Origin of the sequence: Pseudomonas sp. Marseille-Q5117 (genome assembly GCF_946901175.1) — a bacterium.
Classification (GTDB): Bacteria; Pseudomonadota; Gammaproteobacteria; order Pseudomonadales; family Pseudomonadaceae; genus Aquipseudomonas; species Aquipseudomonas iranensis.
The window spans coordinates 287,493-312,086 of record NZ_CAMPPP010000001.1 but is presented as its reverse complement, the minus strand read 5'-3'; the positions used below and the strand labels follow the sequence as shown (position 1 = coordinate 312,086).

Annotated in this window: 19 protein-coding genes; 11 read left to right on the top strand and 8 right to left on the bottom strand. The window is 60.7% G+C overall.

The features are described 5' to 3' along the window. Positions 1-125: 125 nt before the first annotated feature. Together OC605_RS01505 and OC605_RS01500 are read left to right on the top strand one after the other, a co-directional pair. Positions 126-650 (top strand): DUF6586 family protein, encoded by a 525-nt coding sequence (locus OC605_RS01505; RefSeq protein WP_217852144.1) that lies wholly within the window; start codon positions 126-128, stop codon positions 648-650. Between the two features lie 106 nt (positions 651-756). Further along, positions 757-990 carry a hypothetical protein gene (locus tag OC605_RS01500; protein ID WP_003226592.1) on the top strand — a complete coding sequence of 78 codons (234 nt, stop codon included), beginning with the start codon at positions 757-759 and terminating at the stop codon, positions 988-990. 96 nt (positions 991-1,086) lie between these two features. On the opposite strand, the gene sulA is transcribed toward OC605_RS01500, so the two are convergent. After that, the gene (sulA, locus tag OC605_RS01495) at positions 1,087-1,560 is read right to left on the bottom strand and encodes an SOS-induced cell division inhibitor SulA (protein ID WP_133340504.1); all 474 of its coding nucleotides are present in this window, start codon (positions 1,558-1,560) and stop codon (positions 1,087-1,089) included. 10 nt (positions 1,561-1,570) lie between these two features. Beyond that, positions 1,571-2,179: a transcriptional repressor LexA gene (gene lexA / locus OC605_RS01490; RefSeq protein ID WP_016775490.1), complete on the bottom strand. Its 609-nt coding sequence runs from the start codon at positions 2,177-2,179 to the stop codon at positions 1,571-1,573. 229 nt (positions 2,180-2,408) lie between these two features. Between lexA and OC605_RS01485 the strand changes: the two genes are divergently transcribed. The 4 genes from OC605_RS01485 to OC605_RS01470 all read left to right on the top strand — a co-directional run bounded on the left by OC605_RS01485 (position 2,409) and on the right by OC605_RS01470 (position 8,338). Next, entirely contained in the window at positions 2,409-3,116 is a 708-nt protein-coding gene (locus OC605_RS01485; RefSeq protein ID WP_016775489.1) for a TetR/AcrR family transcriptional regulator, read from the top strand. 158 nt (positions 3,117-3,274) lie between these two features. Then, positions 3,275-4,285, top strand: a complete 1,011-nt coding sequence (gene nagZ / locus OC605_RS01480; RefSeq protein ID WP_262136133.1) for a beta-N-acetylhexosaminidase — start codon at positions 3,275-3,277, stop codon at positions 4,283-4,285. Positions 4,286-4,297: 12 nt separating this feature from the next. After that, the gene (locus OC605_RS01475) at positions 4,298-5,035 is read left to right on the top strand and encodes an S-methyl-5'-thioinosine phosphorylase (RefSeq protein WP_186566102.1); all 738 of its coding nucleotides are present in this window, start codon (positions 4,298-4,300) and stop codon (positions 5,033-5,035) included. A gap of 9 nt (positions 5,036-5,044) precedes the next feature. Next, complete coding sequence (locus OC605_RS01470; protein WP_262136132.1) at positions 5,045-8,338, top strand: DEAD/DEAH box helicase; 3,294 nt, start codon at positions 5,045-5,047, stop codon at positions 8,336-8,338. Between the two features lie 123 nt (positions 8,339-8,461). On the opposite strand, the gene OC605_RS01465 is transcribed toward OC605_RS01470, so the two are convergent. Genes OC605_RS01465 through mfd form a run of 3 tightly spaced genes read right to left on the bottom strand, consistent with a single transcriptional unit; the run spans position 8,462 to position 15,190 of the window. Then, positions 8,462-11,152, bottom strand: a complete 2,691-nt coding sequence (locus OC605_RS01465; RefSeq protein ID WP_262136131.1) for a DEAD/DEAH box helicase — start codon at positions 11,150-11,152, stop codon at positions 8,462-8,464. Between the two features lie 11 nt (positions 11,153-11,163). Continuing rightward, positions 11,164-11,730, bottom strand: a complete 567-nt coding sequence (locus tag OC605_RS01460) for a CsiV family protein (RefSeq protein ID WP_071173055.1) — start codon at positions 11,728-11,730, stop codon at positions 11,164-11,166. Positions 11,731-11,740: 10 nt separating this feature from the next. After that, entirely contained in the window at positions 11,741-15,190 is a 3,450-nt protein-coding gene (mfd, locus tag OC605_RS01455; RefSeq protein ID WP_024013632.1) for a transcription-repair coupling factor, read from the bottom strand. Between the two features lie 354 nt (positions 15,191-15,544). On the opposite strand from mfd, the gene OC605_RS01450 reads away from it, so the two are divergent. Further along, complete coding sequence (locus OC605_RS01450) at positions 15,545-17,008, top strand: glyceraldehyde-3-phosphate dehydrogenase (protein ID WP_262136130.1); 1,464 nt, start codon at positions 15,545-15,547, stop codon at positions 17,006-17,008. A gap of 171 nt (positions 17,009-17,179) precedes the next feature. Here OC605_RS01450 and OC605_RS01445 read toward each other — a convergent pair whose 3' ends face one another. Continuing rightward, the gene (locus OC605_RS01445; RefSeq protein WP_262136129.1) at positions 17,180-18,478 is read right to left on the bottom strand and encodes an MFS transporter; all 1,299 of its coding nucleotides are present in this window, start codon (positions 18,476-18,478) and stop codon (positions 17,180-17,182) included. Between the two features lie 74 nt (positions 18,479-18,552). Here OC605_RS01445 and OC605_RS01440 point away from each other — a divergent pair, with 74 nt between their 5' ends. Further along, positions 18,553-19,599, top strand: coding sequence for an FAD:protein FMN transferase (locus OC605_RS01440; RefSeq protein ID WP_262136128.1), 1,047 nt, complete (start codon positions 18,553-18,555; stop codon positions 19,597-19,599). 201 nt (positions 19,600-19,800) lie between these two features. Then, complete coding sequence (sthA, locus tag OC605_RS01435; RefSeq protein WP_039760770.1) at positions 19,801-21,195, top strand: Si-specific NAD(P)(+) transhydrogenase; 1,395 nt, start codon at positions 19,801-19,803, stop codon at positions 21,193-21,195. Between the two features lie 42 nt (positions 21,196-21,237). On the opposite strand, the gene OC605_RS01430 is transcribed toward sthA, so the two are convergent. Together OC605_RS01430 and OC605_RS01425 are read right to left on the bottom strand one after the other, a co-directional pair. After that, entirely contained in the window at positions 21,238-21,960 is a 723-nt protein-coding gene (locus OC605_RS01430) for a glycerophosphodiester phosphodiesterase (protein ID WP_262136127.1), read from the bottom strand. A gap of 14 nt (positions 21,961-21,974) precedes the next feature. Then, positions 21,975-22,556 carry a PilZ domain-containing protein gene (locus OC605_RS01425; RefSeq protein WP_016775478.1) on the bottom strand — a complete coding sequence of 194 codons (582 nt, stop codon included), beginning with the start codon at positions 22,554-22,556 and terminating at the stop codon, positions 21,975-21,977. A 94-nt stretch (positions 22,557-22,650) separates the two neighbouring features. On the opposite strand from OC605_RS01425, the gene OC605_RS01420 reads away from it, so the two are divergent. Both OC605_RS01420 and lolD read left to right on the top strand, forming a co-directional pair. Then, on the top strand, positions 22,651-23,901 hold the full coding sequence (locus tag OC605_RS01420; RefSeq protein ID WP_024013629.1) for a lipoprotein-releasing ABC transporter permease subunit: 1,251 nt from the start codon (positions 22,651-22,653) through the stop codon (positions 23,899-23,901). Continuing rightward, a complete protein-coding gene (gene lolD / locus OC605_RS01415; RefSeq protein ID WP_024013628.1) occupies positions 23,894-24,592 on the top strand; it encodes a lipoprotein-releasing ABC transporter ATP-binding protein LolD in 699 nt (232 codons plus the stop codon). Before OC605_RS01420 ends, lolD begins: the two co-directional genes overlap by 8 nt. Positions 24,593-24,594: the final 2 nt, after the last annotated feature.

Genomic DNA, 24,594 nt, shown 5'->3' with positions numbered 1-24,594 from the left:
AAAGGCCGCATGAAACCTTGAGGGTTTCATGCGGCCTTTTTGTTTTGTGCTTGCGGTGGCATCGGCTGATCCACGACACTGTCCCACCTGTGTGAAGCAATTATTTCGTTGTGGAGGCTGCCGTCATGGCCCACGAACTCTATACCCGCACCAACCAGAAGATCTATTTCGCCGGCCTGTCACTCGAAGCTCTGGCTCGTGCTGAAGAAGGGCGGGCGATGAATTCTCTGGCGCTGATCCAGGCCGGGCGTGAGTCGGCGCTGTTTCACCTCTACGGCGCACTGCTGGGCTTGTGTCATGAGATCGCTGGCTTTTATCGTCTGCCGCAGGCCAATTCGCCGAGGGCGGAGGAGTTGCTGAGGCGCGACGTGCTGGAATCCATAGCGATCCCGGAGCTGGCGGAAATGGTCGAGCTGGCCGGTAATCCGGAAACCTGGCTGGCGAAACTGCTGGCGGCGCACGCAGCACTGTTTCAGCCACCGAGGGCGCCACGCAAGCCGAAAGGTGATGTGACGCAGCCGCTGATTCAAGCGATTAATCTTGATGAAGAAGAGGCGCCAGAAGAGCTCAGTCGAGATGAGCTGGAGAGCTGGCGGCAGAACCTCAAGGGCCTGGCCCTGCGTTTCCGGGAAGGCTTGAACGAGTGCTGAGGTAGTTTGGCGCAGTGGTAATCTGAAACATGCTGCTGGTCAAGATCCTGAGCGAAGCTCGAATGATGTCTATATAATCGCTGCCTTTCGTGGAGAACAGACCTATATGCCAACGTCCTTTCTAGAAATTGTCGAGTTACCAGACGGCCGAATCGAACTGCGCAGGGCTGAGGACGAAGGTTCTCTGGTGACGCTGGATTTCTCCGAGGATGCTAAAGCGTTCCTGCAGGGCCAGCACGTTGAAATCGCCAAAGCGATGTTGAGCGTTGGCGTGCAGATGGCGGGTCGTATGGTTGAAGGCGAGTTTGATAAGGAAGAGGGGCCGCGGGTTCTTCATTGATTCACGCTTTGGCCTTTTCTCGGTCGCGTGCGCTTCAGATCGGCTTCTCTGTCCCTGGAGAAGCCCTGCGCTTCACACAGCGCGCATTACCATCAATCAACCCAAACGAATGTTCAGGCTCTGAGCTTCGCCCGTACGCGCGGCGCTGATCAGTTGTTGCCGCGAATTGGCATTCAACGGGTTTAGCCATGTCACCACGGTGTGGCTGCGCCCCAGTCGCAACGCTTCGCACGCCAGTTGCTGAGCACTTTGAGTGCCGCGCGGTTGCAGCAGTAGAATGCGTTCGCGATTCAGGCCGGCATCGCGCAGCCAGGTTTGCGTCAGGCTGGCGGGTGGGGCGATCAGCGTCAGCCAGCGAGCATCCTGATCCTCGCTGAGCTCACGCAGGATCGGCGCGAGCAGGTTCAGGCAGTTCCCGGCCGCACCGCGCAGCGATAGCTCACTGAAGGCGTCAGGTTTGGCATTCCAATCACGCTCGACCACTTCTTTGAGGATCGGCGCTATCGGCTGCGCCAGAAACGCTTCAAACAAAGGCAGTTGTGTTTGCTGAGGTGTGTGTGGGAACTGCATGGAGCCTCCTTTAGCGGCGAATGACGCCGACACTCAAGCCTTCGATCACCAGTTCCTGATCTTTCAGGTCGACTTCGATAGGGGCGAACTCGGGGTTTTCAGCGATCAGCCAGACTTTGCTGCCTTCACGCTTGAAGCGTTTGACCGTCACTTCGTCGCCGATGCGGGCAACCACAACCTGACCGTTACGCGCTTCGCGAGTAGTGTGAACTGCCAGCAAGTCGCCGTCGAAGATGCCGATGTCCTTCATGCTCATGCCGTGCACACGCAACAGGTAGTCGGCGCGAGGATGGAAGAAGGTCGGGTTGATGTTGCAGGATTCTTCGATGTGCTGCTGGGCGAGGATCGGCGCGCCGGCAGCCACTCGGCCAATGATCGGCAGGGTGGAGTCGTCGGCCTTGGCTTCAAAGCCGGGAATACGGATGCCGCGGGAAGCGCCCGGGGTCATCTCGATCGCGCCCTTGCGGGCCAGGGCCTTGAGATGTTCCTCCGCTGCATTTGGCGATTTGAAACCCAGTTCCTGAGCGATTTCCGCACGGGTGGGCGGATAGCCGTTGTCTTCGAGGCAACGTTTGATAAAGGCCAGAATCTCGGCTTGGCGTGGCGTCAGCTTTAGCATATTGATCGCTCTGTCTTTTTATACAGTGACTGGGATTATATACAGTGAAGCGGTCTTGGCAATGGGCGTTTTTTTGCCGCCCGCCGAGCGGTCGCGCAGAGCACTTATTAATGCCGGCGCCTTGTGTGGTTAAATAGCTGACCGACCATTCCCAAAACGAACCGGCAGGCTTGACAAGGCACAGGCTGAAACGTATGTTTCAAACAAGTGTTTGTCAGGCGGAGTAGCCATGGCCCAGTCGGAAACCGTTGAACGCATTCTTGATGCTGCCGAGCAGTTGTTCGCGGAGAAAGGATTCGCTGAAACCTCATTGCGTTTGATCACCAGCAAGGCTGGCGTCAATCTGGCTGCGGTGAATTATCACTTCGGCTCGAAAAAAGCGCTGATCCAAGCTGTGTTCTCTCGCTTTCTCGGGCCGTTCTGCGTCAGCCTCGATAAAGAGCTGGAGCGCCGTCAGGCCAAGCCTGAGAACAAGCCGACCCTCGAGGAGCTGCTGGAAATTCTCGTCGAGCAAGCGCTCGTCGTGCAGCCTCGCAGCGGTAATGACCTGTCGATCTTCATGCGCTTGCTCGGCCTCGCGTTCAGTCAAAGCCAGGGCCACTTGCGACGTTATCTGGAAGACATGTACGGCAAGGTGTTCCGCCGCTACATGCTGCTGGTCAATGAAGCGGCGCCACGCATTCCGCCGATCGAACTGTTCTGGCGCGTGCACTTCATGCTTGGCGCCGCTGCGTTCAGCATGTCCGGGATCAAGGCCTTGCGTGCGATTGCCGAGACCGATTTCGGCGTCAATACCTCGATCGAACAAGTGATGCGCCTGATGGTGCCGTTCCTCGCTGCCGGCATGCGCGCCGAAACCGGCGTCACCGATACAGCCATGGCCAGCGCACAATTGCGTCCGCGCAGCAAATCCATGCCGGTCGCCGCCAAGGTCTGACCGCGCACGGGTGGGCGCGGCAGCTGGTATCCGCTAAGCTAGCCGGCCATGCCGACTCTCGTACTGAACCCGATCTGCATGAATTCTGCTGACCGTCCGGGCAATGCCCACGGTAGCCAATGCAAGCAGATCGGGTTTTTCGTTTTCAAGGAATCTCTATGACTGCTGGCCTGCAAGGCTCGTTGATGGTGGACGTCGCCGGTACCTGGCTGACGGCCGAAGATCGCCAATTGTTGCGTCAGCCCGAAGTGGGCGGCCTGATCATTTTCGCCCGCAACATCGAGCATCCACGCCAGGTGCGCGAACTCAGCGCCGCGATCCGCGCGATTCGCCCGGATCTGCTGCTGGCGGTGGATCAAGAGGGCGGGCGCGTGCAGCGTCTGCGTCAGGGTTTCGTCCGTCTGCCAGCGATGCGCGCCATCGCCGATAACCCGAATGCAGAGTATCTCGCCGAGCAATGCGGCTGGATCATGGCCACCGAAGTGCTGGCAGTCGGGCTCGACCTGAGTTTCGCCCCGGTGCTGGACCTGGACTATCAGCGCAGCGCTGTGGTCGGTACCCGTTCATTCGAAGGCGATCCCGAGCGCGCAGCCTTGCTCGCCGGTGCATTCATTCGCGGCATGAACAGCGCGGGCATGGCCGCCACCGGCAAGCATTTCCCGGGACACGGCTGGGCCGAAGCCGACTCCCATGTGGCGATTCCGAACGACGAGCGCAGTCTCGACGAAATCCGCGCCAATGATCTGGTGCCCTTCGCCCGTTTGAGCAAGCAGCTGGCCGCCGTCATGCCGGCCCACGTCATCTATCCGCAAGTCGACTCGCAGCCCGCCGGTTTCTCCCGACGCTGGCTGCAGGACATCCTGCGCGGCGAGTTGCAGTTCGATGGCGTGATCTTCAGCGATGATCTGTCGATGGCCGGCGCCCACGTGGTCGGCGACGCTGCCAGCCGCATCGAAGCCGCGCTGAGTGCCGGTTGCGACATGGGTCTGGTGTGCAACGACCGCGCGGCAGCCGAGCTGGCGTTGAGTGCCGCCCAGCGTATGAAGGTCAAGCCTTCCGCGCGCATCGCGAAGATGCGCGGGCAGGCCTTCGCCAGCACCGATTATCGTCAGGACCCGCGTTGGCTCACCGCCCTCGGCGCGCTCAAAGACGCTCAACTGATCGAGTAAGGATTTTTCGTTATGACCGTTTACGCAATCATCGGTGGCACTGGCCTGACTCAGCTCGAAGGCCTGAGCATTCGCCAGTCGCTGGCAGTCGACACCCCGTACGGCGCGCCTTCGGCCGAGGTGCAGATTGGTGAATACGCCGGCAAGGAAGTGCTGTTCCTCGCCCGACACGGTCACCCGCATCGTTTCCCGCCGCACAAGGTCAACTACCGCGCCAACCTCTGGGCGCTGAAGCAGGCGGGTGCCGAAGCGATCATCGCCGTAAATGCCGTTGGCGGGATCCATCCGGCCATGGGCACCGGGCATTTCTGCGTGCCGCACCAGATCGTCGACTACACCAGTGGGCGCGAGCACACCTATTTCGCCGATGATCTGGAGCACGTCACCCACATCGATTTCAGCTTTCCCTACAGCGAGCCGTTGCGTCAGCAACTGATTGCCGCGGTCGCCGCCGAAGGCTGCGAATACAGCGATCAAGGCGTGTACGCCTGCACCCAGGGACCGCGTCTGGAAACGGTCGCCGAGATCGTGCGACTGGAGCGTGACGGCTGCGACATCGTCGGCATGACCGGCATGCCGGAAGCAGCGCTGGCGCGTGAGCTGGATCTGGATTACGCCTGTCTGGCGCTGGTGGTGAATCCTGCAGCCGGCAAAACCACCGAAGTCATCACCATGGCCGAAATCGAGCAGGCCCTGCACGACGGCATGGGCAAGGTGAAATCAACGTTGGCCCGGGTGCTGACCAGCTAAGGACTGTCCATGAGCATTTTCATCGAGCGGCTCAAAGGGCTGACATGGACCCACGCATTCAGTAGCAAGGCGTTGGCCAAGGCCCGGGCTTATGCTGCCGATGACCGGGTCGAGATCCTCGAGATCGATGACAGGAAGATAGAGGCGTTCTGCGTCGGCTCGCAACTTCAGGCGTATGAGCAAAGCATTTATCTGTCCGAAGATCGGCTGGGGTCGGTAAACCTGCGTTGCCTGTGCAGCTGTCCTGTTGCAATCGACTGCAAGCACAGCGCAGCGGTGCTCTATCACCTGCTGGGCACTGGCGAGGATGCGTCTGGAAGTGACGCGCAGACCCCGTTGGGACGAGCGCTGGAGCATTGGCTTTCGACAATTCCCGTGCCGGCCAAGCCCGCTGAAGAAAGTGCGCAAACCGCAGGTACGCGTCTGTTTTACAAGCTCAAACCGACGTCTGCGAACGGCAAGTGGCTGCTGGATATTTTCAAGGTTTACCAGCTCAAGAGCGGCGAGTTACGCGAGGTCAAACCGATGTACTCGCTCGCGGAAATGCTCATGCGCCAGCCCGGCTACCTGTCCGAGCTGGATCTGCGCATCGCCCGGCTGTTGGTCGCCATGCATTCCCATCACGCCTATTACAGCGGCTATCCGCTGGAAGGCAGCAGTGGCGCCGAACTGCTGGAAATGCTCCTGCGCACCTCGCGGCTGTTCCTCGACTTCGAAGACCTGCGAGCGCTGACACCGGGGGCGAAACGCGTCGGTCAGTTCTCTTGGGCCGAGCGGGCTGACGGCGGATTCCGCGCGCAATGGAGCAGTGCCGAAGCCGCGCAGGAAACCGTGCTGGCGCTGGAGCCGCTTTATTACGTTGATCGTGAGCAGCGCCAGGTTGGCCCGCTGTTCACTGAGCTGGAAGAAAAGCTCGCCTGCCATTTGACCCTGGCGCCGGACATTCCGGCGCGACAGGCCATGCAGTTCAGCCATCGCATGAGCGCGGCGACCCAAATTGCGCCACCGCACAAGCTCACCGAACGGATCATCGATGACGTGCTGCCGCAGCCGCAATTGACCCTGGTCAGCGGCCGAGAACGCTCGCGCTGGGAATATGTGCTGGAGCACCGCGCCGCTCTGCTGTTTACCTACAACGGTCATCCGGCGGTGGATCGCAACCCGGAAGTGATGATCCTCAACGGCAGCGAAACCCAGCGCATTCAGCGTCAACCGGCGCTGGAAAAGAAGCTGCGCCAGAACCTGCAAAAACATGGCTTCAAGAAAGCCACGCGCAAGAGCGCCATGGATCGTCCCGGCGAGATGTTTACCTTGCCGGATGATTCCGCCTGGCTCGGGTTCATGCACGAAGGGCTAGCCACACTGCGCGCCGCAGATTGGAAAATCGAGATCAGTCCCGGTTTCCATTTCGATGTACAACCGGTTGAACAGTGGTACGCCGAGGTCGAAGAAGAGGCCACACATCAGTGGTTTGATCTGCAGTTGGGTATCGTCGTCAACGGCGAACGTTACAGCTTGCTGCCGATCCTTCTGCACCTGTTGCGGACCCAGCCGCGCTTGCTCGACCCGGTCAATCTGGCGCAGCGCAGCGATGATGAAAAAATCCTGATCGAGCTCAAGCCCAGCGGTTTTGGCGAGCCGGCGGGCGCGAAAGTCGCGTTGCCGCTGAGTCGGGTCAAACCGCTGATGGCGACGCTCGGCGAGCTGTACCTGGGCGGACACCAAGGCGATGCGCTGCGTTTGACCGCTCCAGACGCCGCGCGCCTGAGTATGCTCGATGGCGTGCCGCTGGACTGGCAGGGCGGCGAACGTCTGCGCACTTTTGCCAAGCGTCTGCAGAATTCCAGCCACGCCCAGGTTGCTGCGCCGGCCGGCCTCAACGCGCAGCTGCGCCCGTATCAACTCGAAGGCCTGAACTGGATGCAGACCCTGCGCGAGCTGGAGGTCGGCGGCATTCTGGGCGATGACATGGGCCTGGGTAAAACCCTGCAGACCCTGGCGCATCTGCTTACGGAGAAACACGCCGGGCGTCTGGACTGTCCGGCACTGGCGGTGATGCCGACCAGCCTGATTCCCAACTGGCTCGACGAAGCCGAGCGCTTCACGCCGCAGTTGAAAGTCCTGGCGCTGCACGGCAGCGGGCGGCAAAAGGACTTTGCCAATCTGGGCGAATACGACTTGGTGCTGACCACTTATGCATTGCTGCCCAGGGATCTGGAAATCTTGCAGCCGCAGTCGTGGAGCGTGCTGATTCTCGACGAAGCGCAGAACATCAAGAACCCGCTGAGCAAAGCCGCCCAGGCCGCCCGTGACTTGCAGGCCCGTCAGCGCTTGTGTCTGAGCGGTACGCCGCTGGAAAACCACCTCGGTGAGCTGTGGTCGCAGTTCCATTTCCTCATGCCCGGCTGGCTCGGCGACAGCAAATCCTTCAACCGCGATTACCGCACGCCGATCGAGAAGCACGGCAATGTGCAGCGCATGCAGCACCTGACCGCACGCATCAAGCCGTTTTTGCTGCGGCGCAAGAAGGATCAGGTCGCCACCGAGTTGCCGCCGAAAACCGAGATCATTCATTGGGTCGAACTCAGCGATGGTCAGCGCGACGTCTATGAGACGGTGCGTGTGGCGATGGACAAAAAGGTCCGCGACGAAATCGCCCGCAGCGGCGTGGCGCGCAGTCAGATCATCATCCTCGATGCGCTGCTCAAGCTGCGCCAGGTCTGCTGCGATCTACGCCTGGTCAATATGCCGCTGACGGCGAAAGCGTTGCGCTCGGGCAGCGGCAAGCTGATCAGCCTGATGGAGATGCTCGAAGAATTGCTCGGCGAAGGTCGGCGCATTCTGCTGTTTTCCCAATTCACCTCGATGCTGGCGCTGATCGAGCAGGAGTTGCAGCAACGCGGGCTTGCCTACTCATTGCTGACCGGCGACACCACCGATCGGCGCACGCCGGTGAGGGATTTCCAGGGCGGCAAGGTGCCGTTGTTCCTGATCAGCCTCAAAGCCGGGGGCACTGGTCTGAACCTGACGGCGGCGGACACGGTGATTCACTTCGATCCGTGGTGGAACCCGGCGGTGGAGAACCAAGCGACGGACCGGGCGTATCGCATCGGGCAGAACAATCCGGTGTTCGTCTACAAGTTGATTGCCAAAGGCACCGTCGAAGAGAAGATCCAGGCGTTGCAGCAGGAGAAGGCTGCGCTGGCCGGGGCGGTACTGGAGGGTGGCACGACGGGTGGATTCAAACTGGAACAGAGTGATATCGAGGCGCTGTTTGCGCCTTTGCCGGTTACCAGGGATTGAGGGGTTTGAATCGCAGTGGGGCCATTCGCGAGCGGGCTCGCTCCCACATTTGATCTTCAGTGAATCTGGATCGTGTGGGAGCGAGCCTGCTCGCGAAAAGCTATCTGGCCAGCGACGCCGCTTTCAGCGCTTGTCGATCTTGTCCGGCAACGGCGCAAACAGCGCTTCGATATCATCGCTCTGCAACTTCCAGTCCCCGGCCTTGCGCCCATCGAGCACGCCTGCTGCCAGGTCAGACTTTTCCTTCTGCAGGTGCTGAATCTTCTCTTCTACCGTGCCCCGGGCAATCATCTTGTAGACGAACACCGGTTTTTCCTGGCCGATTCGATAGGCCCGGTCAGTCGCCTGATTCTCGGTTGCCGGGTTCCACCACGGGTCGTAGTGAATCACCGTATCGGCTTCGGTCAGGTTCAAACCGACGCCACCGGCCTTCAGGCTGATCAGAAAGATCTGACGCTTGCCGCTCTGGAATTCCTTCACCGGGGTGCGCCGGTCACGGGTCTGGCCAGTGAGGAGGGCGTAAGCGATCTTGCGTTTTTTCAATTCCTCTTCGATCAATGACAGCATCGAAGTGAATTGCGAGAACAGCAGAATCCGCCGACCTTCCTCGAACAATTCCTCAAGCATTTCCATCAGGCTGTCGAGCTTGCCCGAGGTGCTGCCGCGTGCCGGCAGGGTGGCGTCGTTGACCAGGCGCAGATCGCAGCAGACCTGACGCAGCTTGAGCAGCGCCTCGAGGATGATGATCTGGCTGCGTGCCACGCCTTTGCGGGTGATCTCGTCACGGACTTTCTTGTCCATCGCCAAACGCATGGTTTCGTATACGTCGCGCTGCGCTTCGTTGAGTTCGACCCAGTGGATGATCTCGGTTTTCGGCGGCAGCTCGGTGGCGACCTGCTCTTTGGTGCGGCGCAGCAGAAACGGTTTTATCCGACCGTTAAGGTGTTGAAGTCTGACTTCACTGCCGCGCTTTTCGATCGGCACACGGTAATCGGCATTGAAGCTTTTCACGTCGCCGAGCCAGCCCGGCAACAGGAAGTGGAATAGCGACCAGAGTTCGCCCAAGTGGTTTTCCAGCGGCGTGCCGCTGAGGCACAGGCGCTGGCGCGCATTCAGCTCGCGCGCGGCCTGGGCGGCTTTGCTGTTGGGGTTCTTGATGTATTGCGCTTCGTCCAGCACCAAAACATGCAGCGGCTGTTTGGCGAGACGCTCAGCGTCCTTGGGCAGCAGGGCGTAAGTGGTGAGGATCAGGTCGAAGTCGGCCAGATTGTCGAAGTGCTTTTTTCGCGTCGCGCCGTACAGTGCGAGGACTTCCAGTTGCGGGGTGAAGTGCGCCGCTTCATCTAGCCAATTCGGAATCAGGCTGGTCGGCATCACTACCATGCACGGACGATCGAGGCGTCCGGCGTTCTTCTCGCTGAGAATATGCGCCAGGGTCTGTAGGGTTTTGCCCAGGCCCATGTCATCCGCAAGAATCCCGCCGACTTCCAGTTGCCGCAGCGATTGCATCCAGCTCAAGCCTTCAAGCTGATACGGGCGCAGCGTTGCATTCAGACCTTGCGGCGCTTCGGCCGTGAAATCGCGGATGTCGCGCAGCCGCTGGGCGAAGGTGCGCATCTGCTCGCCGCCTTCCCACAACAGCGGCAGGCCTTCCAGCGAATTGAGCCGGGTGGCGTCGGCCTTGCTCAGGCGCAGGGTGGTTTCGCCCGGCTCCTGCAAATAGAACTCGCCCAGCGTCATCAATACCGGCTTCAAGCGACCGAGCGGCAGCGCCACTTGCAACGGCCCATGCTCGCTGCTGCGTTGCGGAATGTTGACCAGAATCAGCTCGTCATCGCGACGGCGGGCGAGGCGTTCCGGGTTGAGGATCTCGGTGTGCGAGCGCATCAGATTCAGCAGGATCGGCAGCAGGCTCAGGCGCTCGCCGTTGACGATGATGCCCAGTTCCAGATCGAACCAGTCGCGCTCCGGCGCCTGTTCGACGGTGGCGTACCAGTCGTCGACGGCGGTCAGGTCGAAGCCGAATTCCTCATCGATCTGCAACTCCCAGCCTTGGCTGCGCAATTTCGGCAAGTCATTCAGCGTGAAGGTCAGCCAGGCGCTGTCGTTGACCATCTCGTAGAGTTCGCCGGCGCTTTCCGGCAGCGCTTTGCTCTGCCTTGTGGCGATGCGGAAACCGAGGATGCGCAACTGTTCGCGGTAGGACTGTTCGACGTCCGGGTGACGTTTTATTCGCAGGGTCTGGGCTTCCTGACGGATCAGGATATCGCTGTGTTTTTGCCCGCTGACGTATTCGTCCAGATAGCTGAACGACAGTGCCGCGCGATGCTGAATGTAGCGCTGCATCTTGCCGTTGCGCGGCTCGAAGGCGCTGAACTCGACGCTCGCCAGCCACAGGCGCGGCACCGGCTGCACGTTGTCCACCAGCACTTGCGGTGGCGCTTTCGGGCTGCGGTTTTCCAGCACGGCCTGGAGCTTCTCCAGCAGCTCGGCATCTTTCGCGGCGGCGGGGTAGTCGAGGGTTTCCTGGATTTTCAGCAGCACCGCCGCGCAGTGTTTGCAGTTGCTGCGCACCGGACAGGTGCAGGTGGCGTCGACCAGCAACAGCGTCGCTTTGGCTGACTCGCGCAGATGGATGGTTTGTCGGTAAACGCTACCGCCAGAACCTTCGCAACTGGCGGTGATGGTCGCATCGCCGACCTGGGCGATGCGCACCCGATTCTCCAAAGCGTAGCGGCGGCCGCGCTCCAGACTCTGTTCTTTGAATCGGCTGACCCACGACGGGGCCAGCGGTTTGCTCAGGGGCGGCGGCATAAGGACTTCGATCAGTCCGGCACGACTTCAGGCGCTTCGCGAGGCGCTGGCGCGGTCAGGGAAGTGATCTTGATCAGCAGGGCCAGGTGGCCGTTGTCGAGGTAATTGAGCTGGCCGTTCTTGGTGTGGCTGTCCTGACGCAGGCGCTCACTGGCAGTGACCAGGCCATTGGCGTCGATCTGATTGACCCAGAAATCGGCGGTCACGTCGGTGAAGCGGCCGAGTTTCATTTCCAGCGTGCCCTCGATCGGGAACTGGCCGAACTGCTCCTGACCTTCGCTCACTGCGACTTTCGCCGGCGCTTCGCCGAGGCTCTGCTGCCAGGCTTTGTGCATCAGCACGGTGTACTCGCCGCTGGCGGTGAGTTTGCTCACCACATCATTCAGCGCTGGGGTGCGCTGGCTGTCGCTGCCCAGACGCTGGGCGCCTGCGGCCCAGTCTTCCGGGGCGGCGCGGCTGACGATGGCCGGGACAGCATTCTGGCGCACCAGGATCATTTCGACCTGATAGGTGTCATCGGCAAACGCCGTCGGTGCTGCAAGTGCAAGCAACAAAGTCAGAGAGCGGAACAGGCGCATCGGGCGTCCTTCAAGCGGATTTCGGGATGAGACGCTCAAACAGCGCCTCGACAGTATTGAAACGTTCTTCCGGGCGCTCCATCGGCACCTGGAATTTAAACATCGTCGCGCCTTCGAACTTGTAGCGCTTGGGCTGCGTCTGGATCAGCTTGATCAAGGTCATCGGGTCAACCGGCGTCTGCGCTTCGAATTCGATACGTCCGCCTTGCGGCCCGCCGTCGACTTTCTTGATGCCGAGCTTTTCCGCCTGCAATTTCAGCGCGGTGATCCGCACCAGGTTCTTGGTCGGCTCCGGCAACAGGCCGAAGCGGTCGATCATCTCCACCTGCAGATCCTTGAGGCCTTCCTCGTCGGTGGCCGAGGCGATGCGTTTATACAGAATCAACCGCGCATGCACATCCGGCAGATAATCTTCCGGAATCAGCGCCGGCACCCGCAGATTGACTTCCGGGCCGCCACCAAGCGGTTGATCGAGGTTCGGCTGCTCGCCCTTGCGGATCGACTTCACCGCGCGCTCGAGCATTTCCATGTACAGGGTGAAACCGACGGCCTGAATCTGCCCGCTCTGACCATCGCCGAGCAGTTCGCCGGCGCCACGGATTTCCAGGTCGTTGGTGGCCAGCACGAAACCGGCGCCGAGGTCCTGGGTATTGGCGATCGCTTCCAGACGCTTTTCCGCGTCGGAAGTGATCTGCTGGCGCGGCGGCGTCAGCAGGTAGGCGTAAGCCTGGTGGTGACTGCGGCCGACACGACCACGCAACTGGTGCAGCTGGGCCAGACCGAACTTGTCGGCGCGTTCGATGATGATGGTGTTGGCGCTCGGCACGTCGATGCCGGTCTCGATGATGGTCGAGGCGATCAGCACGTTGAAGCGCTTGTGGTAGAAGTCGCTCATCACCTGTTCGAGTTCACGTTCGCGCATCTGCCCGTGGCCGATACCGATGCGCGCTTCCGGCACCAGTTCGGCGAGGTCGGCGGCGCATTTTTCGATGGTCTTCACATCGTTGTGCAGGTAGTAAACCTGACCGCCACGCAGCAGTTCACGCAGCAGGGCCTCTTTGACCGTGCTCTTGTTCTGTTCCATGACGAAGGTGCGCACCGACAGGCGACGCGCTGGCGGCGTGGCGATGATCGACAGATCGCGCATGCCCGACACCGCCATGTTCAGCGTGCGCGGAATCGGCGTCGCAGTCAGGGTGAGGATGTCGACTTCGCTGCGCAGGGCCTTGAGCTGTTCTTTCTGGCGTACGCCAAAGCGGTGCTCTTCGTCGATGATCACCAGCCCGAGGTTTTTGATTTTCACATCGTCGGACAGCAGCTTGTGCGTGCCGATGACGATGTCGATCTTGCCTTCCGCCAGATCGGCGATCGCCGCGTTGACTTCCTTGGCCGATTTGAAGCGACTCATCACTTCCACGGTCACCGGCCAGTCGGCGAAGCGGTCGCGGAAACTGTTGTAGTGCTGCTGGGCGAGCAGGGTGGTCGGCACCAGAATCGCCACCTGACGACCGCCGTGCACGGCGATGAACGCGGCGCGCATGGCCACTTCGGTCTTGCCGAAGCCAACGTCGCCGCAGACCAGCCGGTCCATCGGTTTCGGCGCGAGCATGTCTTCGCGTACCGCCTCGATGGTCGCTTGCTGATCGGGTGTTTCTTCGAACGGGAAACCGGCGCTGAAGGTGGCGTAATCGGCCTTCGGGTCGGCGAAGGCGTAACCTTCACGGGCGGCACGACGGGCGTAAATGTCGAGCAATTCGGCGGCGACGTCACGCACCTGCTCGGCGGCCTTGCGCTTGGCTTTCTGCCAGGTTTCCGAGCCGAGGCGGTGCAGCGGCGCGAGCGAATCGTCGCTGCCGGTGTAGCGCGCGATCAGGTGCAGGTTGGCCACTGGCACGTAGAGCTTGGCGTTCTCGGCGTATTCGAGGGTGAGGAATTCGGCGGCCTGATTGTCGATTTCCAGAATCGTCAGGCCCAGGTAGCGGCCGACGCCGTGATCGATATGCACCACCGGCGCGCCTTCGCGCAGTTCGGTGAGGTTCTTGATCACCGCATCGTTGCTGACGTCGCTGCGCTTCTCGCGGCGGCGACGTTGCATGACCCGTTGGCCGAACAGCGGACTTTCCGCTACCAGCGCCAGCGCCGGGTCGTCGAGCAGTAGACCTTCGTCGAGCGGGGCGATGGTGATCGCCAGACGATCCTTGCTGGCAACGAAGTCTGGCCAGCTGTCGACGGTTTTCGGCCGCAACTTCAGGCGTTCCAACAGTTCCAGCAGGACTTCGCGACGACCCGCCGATTCAGCGGTGAACAGCACGCGACCGGGGAACTCTTCGAGGAAGCCGGCCAGCGCCGCCAGTGGCTGCGTGGCCTTGGCTTCGATGGCCAGATCGGGCAGCGCATGTGCCGGGAAGCGTTCACGGCCGACACCGCTTTCAACGTCTTGCTGACTTGCGACGACCCGTGGCCAATTCTTCAGGCGCGCGAAGCAATCTTCCACCGGCAGGAACAGTTCGGCCGGTGGCAATAAAGGACGCGAAGGATCGACGCGGCGTTCTTCGTAACGATTGCGCACGTCGTTCCAGAAGTTCTCCGCCGCCTGCTCGATGCCCGGCAGCGAGAATACTTGTGTGTCCTGGGGCAGGTAATCGAACAGCGTCGAGGTTTCGTCGAAGAACAGCGGCAGGTAGTACTCGATACCGGCCGGGGTGATACCACTGCTCAAATCCTGAAAGATCGGGCAGCGGCGAAAATCGACGTCAAAGCGCTCACGGAAACGCGCCTTGAAACGGGTGACTGCGTCTTTCTGCAACGGAAACTCGCGGGCCGGCAGCAGCTTGACCGACTCGACCTTGTCGATCGAACGCTGGGTTTCCGGATCGAACGTGCGCAGGGTTTCGATTTCGTCATCGAACAGGTCGATGCGATACGGCAGTTTGCTTCCCATCGGGAACAGGTCGATCAGCGCGCCGCGTACGGTGAACTCGCCGTGCTCGTACACCGTGTCGACATAGCGATAGCCGCTGGCTTCGAGCCGCGCGCGCATCTGTTCGACGTCGAGCTTCTGGCCGATATCCAGCACCAGGCTGCTGCCGAGGAGGAATTTGGTCGGCGCCAAGCGATGCAAAGCGGTGGTGATCGGAACCACCAGCACGCCGTGGGCCAGTTCCGGCAGGCGATACAGGCTGGCGATGCGCTGGGAGATGATGTCCTGGTGCGGCGAGAACAAGTCGTAGGGCAGGGTTTCCCAGTCGGGGAAATGCAGTACGGGCAAATCCGGGGCGAAGAAACTCAGCTCCTGTTCCAGCCGTTCGGCGCTTTGGCTGTCGGCGGTCAGCAGCAGGGTAAAGCGCTTGGCAGCGCTGGCAGCCTCGGCAATCGCCAGGCTGAGGGCGGCACCGGGCAGATTGCCCCAGTGCTGTTTACCTGCTTCGGCAGGGAGTAGCGGTAGACGCAGAACAGGCACGGAAGGTTGAGCTCCAGGCGTTGCGACAAAGTCGGTAATTGTAGCGGCCTCCGGTGCCGCCTGTCAGTTGCAGACTGCGTCTATCTTCATGGTTTGGACGAAATGTAGTGGTAACCATAAAAACGAGCACTTTTTTCATGGTTATGTAGTGCCGAAACCGGGTGGTGTTACGGAGGGTTACAGATATCGTCTAACAGTCGTCGAAAAATTGACTGCGCTGAAAGCCCCGGTTTTATTGGGCTGGAGAAGGGCGTAAATTTTTTGAACGGGAATTTGTTACCGATTGCGCGACAAGCGCGCATTGCTGAAAGGGCTTGTCGGCGGCATAATGTAGCCCCTTTTTTCTGCCCCTACATGTGGAAGGTTACCGTGACTCAGAAGCCCGACCAGTGTCTTGGTGAATGGATCGACCGTGAAGCACTCGCAGAAGCGATGATCCCGCTTATCGGTCAGCTCTACCGCAATAACAACGTGGTTAGCTCGATCTATGGCCGCAGCCTGATCAACCAGTCTGTCATCGCGATTCTCAAAGCTCACCGCTTTGCTCGCCACCGTTCTTCGGACGACAGCGAACTCTCCGTCCACGAAACATTCCCACTGCTCAAGGCCATGAGCGAGCTCAAGCTCGGCGCGGCGTCGGTGGATCTGGGCAAGCTGGCGTTCAAGTTCCGTAACGAAGGCAACGGCCGCAGCGCCGAGCAGTTCGTGCGTGAAGAGATGGCTGACGTGGTTGGCCAGCAGAACGCCTCGGCCCGCAAAGGCACCGACGTTGTTCTTTACGGCTTCGGTCGTATCGGCCGTCTGCTGGCGCGCATCCTGATCGAGAAAACCGGTGGTGGCGACGGCCTGCGTCTGCGCGCCATCGTCGTGCGCAAAGGCGCCCAGAACGACCTGACCAAACGCGCCAGCCTGCTGCGTCGCGATTCGGTACACGGTTCGTTCAACGGCACCATTACCATCGACGAAGAAAACAACACCATCACCGCCAACGGTAACCTGATCCAGGTGATCTACGCGAAGAACCCGACCGAGGTGGATTACACCCAGTACGGCATCAAAGACGCGCTGCTGGTGGACAACACCGGTGTATGGCGTGACGCCGATGGCCTGGGTCAGCACCTGGCCTGCCCGGGTATCGACCGCGTTGTTCTGACCGCGCCTGGCAAGGGCAAGCTGAAGAACATCGTTCACGGCATCAACCACGGTGAAATCACCGCTGACGACAAGATCGTCTCGGCTGCGTCCTGCACCACCAACGCCATCGTGCCGGTGCTCAAAGCGGTCAACGACAAGTTCGGCATCATCAACGGTCACGTCGAAACCGTTCACTCGTACACCAACGACCAGAACCTGATCGACAACTTCCACAAGGGCGATCGCCGTGGTCGTAGCGCCGCGCTGAACATGGTAATCACCGAGACCGGTGCCGCTACCGCTGCTGCCAAGGCTCTGCCTGAGCTGGCCGGCAAGCTGACCGGTAACGCAATCCGCGTTCCGACGCCAAACGTGTCGATGGCTATTCTCAACCTCAACCTTGAGAAAGCCGCCACCCGTGAAGAGATGAACGAGTACCTGCGCTACATGGCGCTGCACTCCGAGCTGCACAAGCAGATCGACTTCGTCAATTCGCAGGAAGTGGTGTCGACCGACTTCGTCGGCTCGCGTCACGCTGGTGTGGTCGATGCTGAAGCGACCATCGTGCAGGACAACCGCGTCGTTCTGTACGTCTGGTACGACAACGAGTTCGGCTACAGCTGCCAGGTGGTTCGCGTGATGGAAGACATGGCTGATGTGAATCCGCCAGCGTTCCCGCGCTAAGCCTCAGGCTTGAATGAAAACGCCCCGGCATTTTGTCGGGGCGTTTCTGTTTGTGGGCCTGTTGGATCTTCGGTGTCCTTGCCGGCCTCTTCGCGAGCAGGCTCGCTCCCACATGGATCAGTGTCGTTCACAATCTTCTGTGGGAGCGAGCCTGCTCGCGAAAGCATTCTGTCAGGCGCCGCTGGCTACCGAAGCCTGCGCCGTGCGCAACTCATGCCGGTTGCCACGGAACAGCACCAACGTCGCAATCAACCCCAACACCGCCGCGCCACTGAGCCAGATCCCCGGTGCTGCCTTGTTGTCCAGCACGTGGATCAGGTAGGTACACGCCGCTGGGGTAAAGCCGCCGAACGTCGCCGTCGCCAGGCTGTACGCCAGCGAGAAACCGGTCGTGCGCACTTCCACCGGCATGATCTCGGTCAGCGCCACCACCATCGCGCCGTTGTACGAGCCATAAAGGAACGACAGCCACAGTTCGACAATCAGCAAATGGCTGAAGCTGGGGTTCGCCACCAGCCACGACAGCGCCGGATACGCCGTGAGGATCGCCAGAATCGTCGCTGCCAACAGCAAGGGTTTACGGCCGATCCTGTCGGATACCGCGCCCATCACCGGTAGCCAGAAGAAGTTCGACAAGCCGATGCACACCGTCACCAGCAAGGCGTCGAGGTCCGACAGATGCAGCTCGGCCTTGCCGAACGTCGGCGTGTACGCAGTGATCAGGTAGAACGACACCGTGGTCATCACCACCAGCGCCATGCCGGCAATGACGATGCCGAAGTTCTGGCCGATCGAGCGGACGATTTCGCCGAGGGTAGGGCGGTGTGTGCGCGCCTGGAATTCCGGAGTTTCTTCCAGCGAGCGACGGATGAAGAAAATCACCGGCACGATCATGCAGCCAATCAGAAACGGCACGCGCCAGCCCCATTCGCCCATTTGCTCCGGACTCAGCCAGTGATTCAGAGCAACGCCGAGCAAGCCAGCGAACACCACGGCTGCCTGTTGGCTGGCGGACTGCCAACTGACGAAAAAGCCTTTACGCCCCGGCGTAGAAATTTCCGCCAGATACACCGACACGCCGCCCAATTCCACGCCCGCCGAGAAGCCTTGCAGCAGGCGGCCGAACAACACCAGTAGCGGTGCGGCGACGCCGAGCGTCGCGTAACCGGGCACGCAGGCAATCAGCACCGTACCGGCGGCCATCATCGCCAAAGTGATGATCAGCCCTTTGCGCCGTCCGTGACGGTCGATATAGGCGCCGAGGAAAATTGCCCCCAGCGGGCGCATCAGGAAGCCGGCGCCGAAGGTCGCGAGCGACAGCATCAGCGAAGCGAAGGCGCTGTCGGTGGGGAAGAAGGTTTTGGCGATGGCCGTGGCATAGAAGCCGTAGACCATGAAGTCGAACATTTCGAGGAAGTTGCCGCTGACAACGCGAAAGATCGCTTTGCCTTTGCCCGTGGTGGAGGACATGGGAGGTACTCACTGTTCAATTTGTATAAAGGCGTTGCAGCCATGGGGAAGCGAGCGGGCGCTTGTAGTTCATAATGGCCGCCGTGGTTTTGCGGGGAGATGAAGAATTGTTAACTGGACGCTGGTTGGGGCCTGTGGTGTTGGCGGTGGCAATCGGCGGCTGCGGCAGCGGCGATTCCCTGGAACAGGTCGGTGGCTCGACCATGGGCAGCACTTGGTCGGTCAAATACGTACGCCACGCCGGGGTCGCCGATCCTTCAATGGTGCGCGGCGAAGTGCAGGCCATCCTCGGTGAAGTCGATCGACAGCTGTCGACTTACCGAAGTGACTCCGCCATCGAACGTTTCAACGCCTTGCCCGCCGATAGCTGTCAAGCCATGCCGGCAGCGGTGCTCGAATTGGTCCGCATCGGCGAACAGCTTTCAACGCAAAGCGAAGGCTCCTACGACCTGACCGTGGAACCGCTGCTGGACCTCTGGGGATTCGGCCCGCAAGGACGGGAAGAAAAGATCCCTGATGCGGCCGCTGTGGCCGAGGTCATGCAGCGGGTTGGCCATCAGCACCTGCGCATCGATGGCGAGCGGTTGTGCAAGGACGCCGCCGTCGAAGTCGACTTCAACAGTATTGCCGCCGGTTACGCCGTGGATGCCATCGCCGCCAGATTGCAGGGCATGGGCATCGACAATTATCTGGTCGAAGCCACGGGCGAACTCAAAGCCCGCGGCAAGAAGCCGGATGGTTCAGCGTGGCGCATCGCTCTCGAAGAGCCTCGCGATGACCAGCAAGTGGCGGAGCGGATTATCGATGTAGATGGCTACGGCGTGTCCCCCTCCGGTAACTACCGCCACTATTTTCTGCAGGACGGTCGGCGTTATTCCCACACCTTCGATGCACGCAGCGGGCGACCGGTCCTACATGATCTGGCGTCAGTCACGGTGATTCATCCTTCAGCGCTGATGGCCGATGGACTATCGACGCTGTTGCTGATTCTCGGGCCGGAAAGGGCGCGGGACTATGCCCAAAAACATGACATTGCTGCATTCTTTGTCTTGCGTGCCGATACAGGTTTCGTCACCCGCAGCAGTCAGGCATTTACGCAGCTTGTCGGTGAAAAAAACTGACCGAAGACAAGACGAAAGCTGGCGTTGTAGTGCAGGCAAAAGTAGCCTACGACGCGACCAAGGGTTAATGTGCGCGGCGTTGACGCTTCTATAGACTGTGTCCGGGTTCTTCACTGGCCCCCAATTGTTCCTTCGCGCCGCCGTTCGGCGTGATTTAGCCGCCGGTGCTGCTGGCACCGCGGCCTGTTCTGAGGAGTACGCATGGCTGTCTACAACTACGACGTGGTGGTACTGGGTTCCGGCCCGGCGGGAGAAGGCGCGGCAATGAACGCCGCCAAAGCGGGGCGCAAGGTCGCGATGGTCGACAGCCGTCGCCAGGTCGGCGGCAACTGCACCCACCTCGGCACCATCCCGTCCAAGGCACTGCGTCACTCGGTGCGGCAGATCATGCAGTTCAACACCAACCCGATGTTCCGCGCGATCGGCGAGCCACGCTGGTTCTCCTTCCCGGACGTGTTGAAAAGCGCCGAAAAAGTCATTTCCAAACAAGTCGCATCGCGCACCGGCTACTACGCCCGTAACCGCGTCGACGTGTTCTTCGGGACCGGCAGCTTCGCCGACGAGCAAACCATCGAAGTGGTCTGCGGCAACGGCGTGGTCGAGAAGCTGGTGGCCAAGCACATCATCATCGCCACCGGTTCGCGCCCGTATCGCCCGGCGGACATCGATTTCCACCACCCGCGCATCTACGATAGCGACACCATCCTCAGCCTCGGTCACACCCCGCGCAAACTGATCGTTTACGGCGCTGGTGTGATCGGCTGCGAATACGCATCGATCTTCAGTGGTCTGGGTGTGTTGGTCGAACTGGTCGACAACCGTGGCCAGTTGCTGAGCTTCCTCGACTCGGAAATTTCCCAGGCGCTGAGCTACCACTTCAGCAACAACAACATCACCGTGCGTCACAACGAAGAGTACGACCGCGTCGAAGGCGTGGACAACGGCGTAATCCTGCATCTTAAATCCGGCAAGAAGATCAAGGCCGACGCCTTGCTCTGGTGCAACGGCCGTACCGGCAACACCGACACGCTGGGTCTGGAAAACATCGGGGTCAAGGTCAACAGCCGTGGCCAGATCGAAGTCGACCAGAACTACCGCACCTGCATAGAGAACATCTACGGCGCCGGTGACGTGATCGGCTGGCCAAGCCTGGCCAGTGCCGCCCACGACCAGGGTCGTTCGGCCGCTGGCAGCATCGTCGACAACGGCAGCTGGCGCTTCGTCAATGACGTGCCGACCGGCATCTACACCATTCCGGAGATCAGCTCGATCGGCAAGAACGAGCAGGAATTGACCCAGGCGAAAGTGCCGTACGAAGTCGGCAAGGCCTTCTTCAAGAGCATGGCGCGGGCGCAGATTGCCGGTGAGCCGCAGGGCATGCTGAAGATCCTCTTCCACCGCGAAACGCTGGAAGTGCTCGGCGTGCACTGCTTCGGTTATCAGGCGTCGGAGATCGTGCACATCGGTCAGGCGATCATGAACCAGCCGGGTGAGCTGAATACGCTGAAGTATTTCGTCAACACCACGTTCAACTACCCGACCATGGCGGAAGCCTATCGGGTCGCGGCGTACGACGGCCTCAACCGGCTTTTTTGACGGGCTCCGGCCGGTGGCCTGAGCCGGCCGGGGAGACCGATTTCAGCAATTCTCAAGGGTGGCAGTGGCCAAACCGGGAAAGTCTGTAATCAGGCTGTCAACGCCGAAGTCGGCGAGTCTGCGCATCAGCGCAGGCTCGTTGACGGTCCACACCGACACATGCAGGCCCTGACGCTGCGCCTTCTGCAGGCGTTCCGGCGTACACAGCGTCCAGTTCAAGGCGAGAATCTCGCAGCCGTAGCTCGCCGCGACTTTCAGCGGATCGAGCCAGGCATATTCGGCCACCAAGCCACGGGATACGTCGGGTACCAGATCCAGCGCTGCCTTCAAGACTTCCCGCGAACTCGAAGTGATCGTCACCTTGTCGAGCAGGCCGTGGCGCTGAGCCATTTCCCGAATCGCCAGCACGGTAGTCGCCGCGCGGGTGCGTGATGCGCTTTTGACTTCCAGCTGCCAGGGCTCGAAATCACATGGCCCGAACAACTCTTCCAGCGTCGGAATCGGGCACGGCTTGATCCAGCCCGGGCCGCCCTTGCGCGCGTCGTAGGTGACCAGCTCGGCAGCGGTGTGCTCGACGACTTTGCCGCGACGGTCGGTGGTGCGCTTGAGGGTCGGGTCATGGATGACCATCAGCTCGCCGTCCTTGGACAGGTGCAGATCCAGTTCGCAGCGGCGCACGCCGTGCTTGAGGCATTCCTGAAAGCTGCTCAGGGTGTTTTCCGGTGCTTCGCCCTTGGCGCCGCGGTGGCCGTAGATGAGGGTCACGGTGCTTCCTTAAGTTAAATGCCAGATTCGTTCTGTTCGCGGGCCAGACGGCGTTCCTGAGCCTGCTTTTGCAAGATGTAGCGCGCGAGCAATTGGCGCTGGGCATCGGTCGGACGCTCGAACTCGGTGCCGACGTCATACCCATCCCCCTTGGGATCGCAATGGGTGACCCGGGCACGCAGCAGCAGGCCGAGTGCCTGCGGCATCAGCACCAGTTTCACCGACAGGTGTGCGCCAGTGGCAATCGGGGTCGGGTACTGAAAGTCGATCCCGCCCTCGGAGATGATCACTGGCTGCGGCTCGCCGATGTGGCCGAGCACGGTCAGGGCGATCACCTGGCTGAGCAGGTCAATGCGTTTGTTCTGCGATTTGAGAAACGCGGCGATGGCGCGGTCGCGCTCGCTGATCTGCCGCAACAGGTGCTGCGACTCGAATTCGCTCAGGTGCAGTTCGCTGAGCAGGTTGAAGAGTGGGGATGCATCCTGCAACACTTCCTGGCCTGCGGCTTCGGGAGCGGACAGGGGCCGAATTTCCAGTGCGATCGTGTCCTCGATACGGTAGTATTCGCGGCGATCTTCTTCATCTAATGTCGACATGGCGAACCCATGGTAGCGGCGGTGGGCTGAGTGTAAAGCTGGTTTTTGACCCCCGCCACAAGGACGTTCCTTTTCCCTCCGAACAAGCCCCGACATGTTCAGACCTCTCTTCGTATTTATCGGCACGCGTTATACCCGTGCAAAGCGTCGCAATCATTTTGTGTCATTCATTTCCCTGACTTCGATGATCGGGCTCGCCCTTGGCGTGGTCGTGATGATCGTCGTGCTCTCGGTGATGAACGGCTTCGATCATGAGATGCGCACCCGCGTGTTGGGCATGGTGCCCCACGCTACTCTCGAGACCGGCGAGCCGATCAATGACTGGCAGAGCCTGGCCGACAAGGTCAAGCAGAACCGGCAGGTGACGGCGGTGGCGCCGTTCACCCAGATGCAGGGCCTGCTGACCAACAACGGTCAGGTTTCCAAGGTGTTGCTCAATGCCATTGATCCTGCGCTCGAGCGCAATGTGTCGATCATCGACAACTTCATGAAGCAGGGCAAACTCGACGACCTGACACCGGGCAGCTTCGGCATCGTCATCGGCGACAAGGCGGCGACCAAGCTCGGCGTCGGCATCGGCGACAAGGTTACTTTTGTCGCACCGGAGGTCAGCGTGACCCCGGCGGGGATGTTCCCGCGCATGAAGCGCTTCACCGTGGTCGGGATTTTCCATGTCGGCGCCGGTGAGCTCGACGGCTACCTCGGCGTGACCAATCTGCAGGATCTGGCGAAAATGCACCGCTGGAAAGCCGATCAGGTGCAGGGCCTGCGGCTGAAGTTCGACGACCTGTTCCAGGCGCCGCGCGAGGCGTGGAACATTGCCCAGCAGCTCGGCGAAGATCGTTACTACGCCCGCGACTGGACGCGCACCCACGGCAACCTGTATCAAGCGATCCGCATGGAAAAAGCCATGATCGGGCTGCTGTTGCTGCTGATCGTCGCCGTCGCCGCGTTCAACATCATTTCCACGCTGGTGATGGTGGTGAACGACAAGAAGGGCGACATCGCCATTCTGCGTACCCTCGGCGCGACACCGGGCACGATCATGCGCACGTTCATGGTTCAGGGCACGGTAATCGGCGTGGTCGGCACGGCCATTGGCGCAGTGGTCGGGATCCTCGCGGCACTGAATGTCAGTGCGGCCATTTCGGCGCTTGAAGGGCTGATCGGCCACAAGTTCCTTAATGCTGACGTGTATTTCATTGATTATCTTCCTTCGCAGGTACAGAGCCAGGACGTCGTCATGGTCTGCGCCGCTGCGTTGGTCCTGAGTTTCCTCGCCACCCTGTATCCCGCCTGGCGTGCCGCGCGCACCCAGCCGGCGGAGGCGTTACGTTATGAGTGAGTCGGGCATGAGTGAACAAGCAATTCTGAGCTGCCGTAATCTGGGCAAATCCTACGAGGAGGGTCCGGAGTCGGTACAAGTGCTGGCCGGCCTGCAACTGGAGTTGCACCCAGGCGAGCGTGTGGCGATCGTGGGTAAATCCGGTTCCGGCAAAAGTACCTTGCTCAACCTGCTCGGCGGTCTCGATACGCCAAGCAAGGGCAGCGTCTGGCTCGACGGTGAAGAACTGTCTGCGTTGAGCGAGAAAAAGCGTGGCCTGCTGCGCAATCGCGCGCTTGGTTTCGTTTATCAGTTTCACCATTTGCTGCCGGAATTCACCGCGCTGGAAAACGTCTGCATGCCGCTGTTGATCGGCAAGACCGCCATCCCGGAGGCGCGCCAGCGTGCCACGGCATTACTGGAGCGTGTCGGTCTGGGCCATCGTCTGGAACACAAACCGGCGGAACTGTCCGGCGGCGAGCGTCAGCGCGTGGCCATCGCCCGTGCCCTGGTCAACAACCCGGGGCTGGTGATGCTCGATGAGCCGACCGGCAACCTCGACCTGCACACCGCCGAAGGCATTCAGGATCTGATGCTGGAGCTGAGCACTTCGATGCGCACGGCGTTTCTGGTGGTGACGCACGACATGAACCTGGCTCGCCAGATGGATCGCGTTCTGCAGCTGCAGGAAGGCTGCCTGACTCCCATCTGACT

Bases quoted from the DNA above. Each gene is read 5' to 3' on its own strand.
- OC605_RS01505 (WP_217852144.1), top strand. From the start codon at position 126: ATGGCCCACGAACTCTATACCCGCACCAACCAGAAGATCTATTTCGCC.
- OC605_RS01500 (WP_003226592.1), top strand. From the start codon at position 757: ATGCCAACGTCCTTTCTAGAAATTGTCGAGTTACCAGACGGCCGAATC.
- sulA (WP_133340504.1), bottom strand. From the start codon at position 1,560: ATGCAGTTCCCACACACACCTCAGCAAACACAACTGCCTTTGTTTGAA.
- lexA (WP_016775490.1), bottom strand. From the start codon at position 2,179: ATGCTAAAGCTGACGCCACGCCAAGCCGAGATTCTGGCCTTTATCAAA.
- OC605_RS01485 (WP_016775489.1), top strand. From the start codon at position 2,409: ATGGCCCAGTCGGAAACCGTTGAACGCATTCTTGATGCTGCCGAGCAG.
- nagZ (WP_262136133.1), top strand. From the start codon at position 3,275: ATGACTGCTGGCCTGCAAGGCTCGTTGATGGTGGACGTCGCCGGTACC.
- OC605_RS01475 (WP_186566102.1), top strand. From the start codon at position 4,298: ATGACCGTTTACGCAATCATCGGTGGCACTGGCCTGACTCAGCTCGAA.
- OC605_RS01470 (WP_262136132.1), top strand. From the start codon at position 5,045: ATGAGCATTTTCATCGAGCGGCTCAAAGGGCTGACATGGACCCACGCA.
- OC605_RS01465 (WP_262136131.1), bottom strand. From the start codon at position 11,152: ATGCCGCCGCCCCTGAGCAAACCGCTGGCCCCGTCGTGGGTCAGCCGA.
- OC605_RS01460 (WP_071173055.1), bottom strand. From the start codon at position 11,730: ATGCGCCTGTTCCGCTCTCTGACTTTGTTGCTTGCACTTGCAGCACCG.
- OC605_RS01450 (WP_262136130.1), top strand. From the start codon at position 15,545: ATGTGGAAGGTTACCGTGACTCAGAAGCCCGACCAGTGTCTTGGTGAA.
- OC605_RS01445 (WP_262136129.1), bottom strand. From the start codon at position 18,478: ATGTCCTCCACCACGGGCAAAGGCAAAGCGATCTTTCGCGTTGTCAGC.
- OC605_RS01440 (WP_262136128.1), top strand. From the start codon at position 18,553: ATGGCCGCCGTGGTTTTGCGGGGAGATGAAGAATTGTTAACTGGACGC.
- sthA (WP_039760770.1), top strand. From the start codon at position 19,801: ATGGCTGTCTACAACTACGACGTGGTGGTACTGGGTTCCGGCCCGGCG.
- OC605_RS01425 (WP_016775478.1), bottom strand. From the start codon at position 22,556: ATGTCGACATTAGATGAAGAAGATCGCCGCGAATACTACCGTATCGAG.
- OC605_RS01420 (WP_024013629.1), top strand. From the start codon at position 22,651: ATGTTCAGACCTCTCTTCGTATTTATCGGCACGCGTTATACCCGTGCA.
- lolD (WP_024013628.1), top strand. From the start codon at position 23,894: ATGAGTGAGTCGGGCATGAGTGAACAAGCAATTCTGAGCTGCCGTAAT.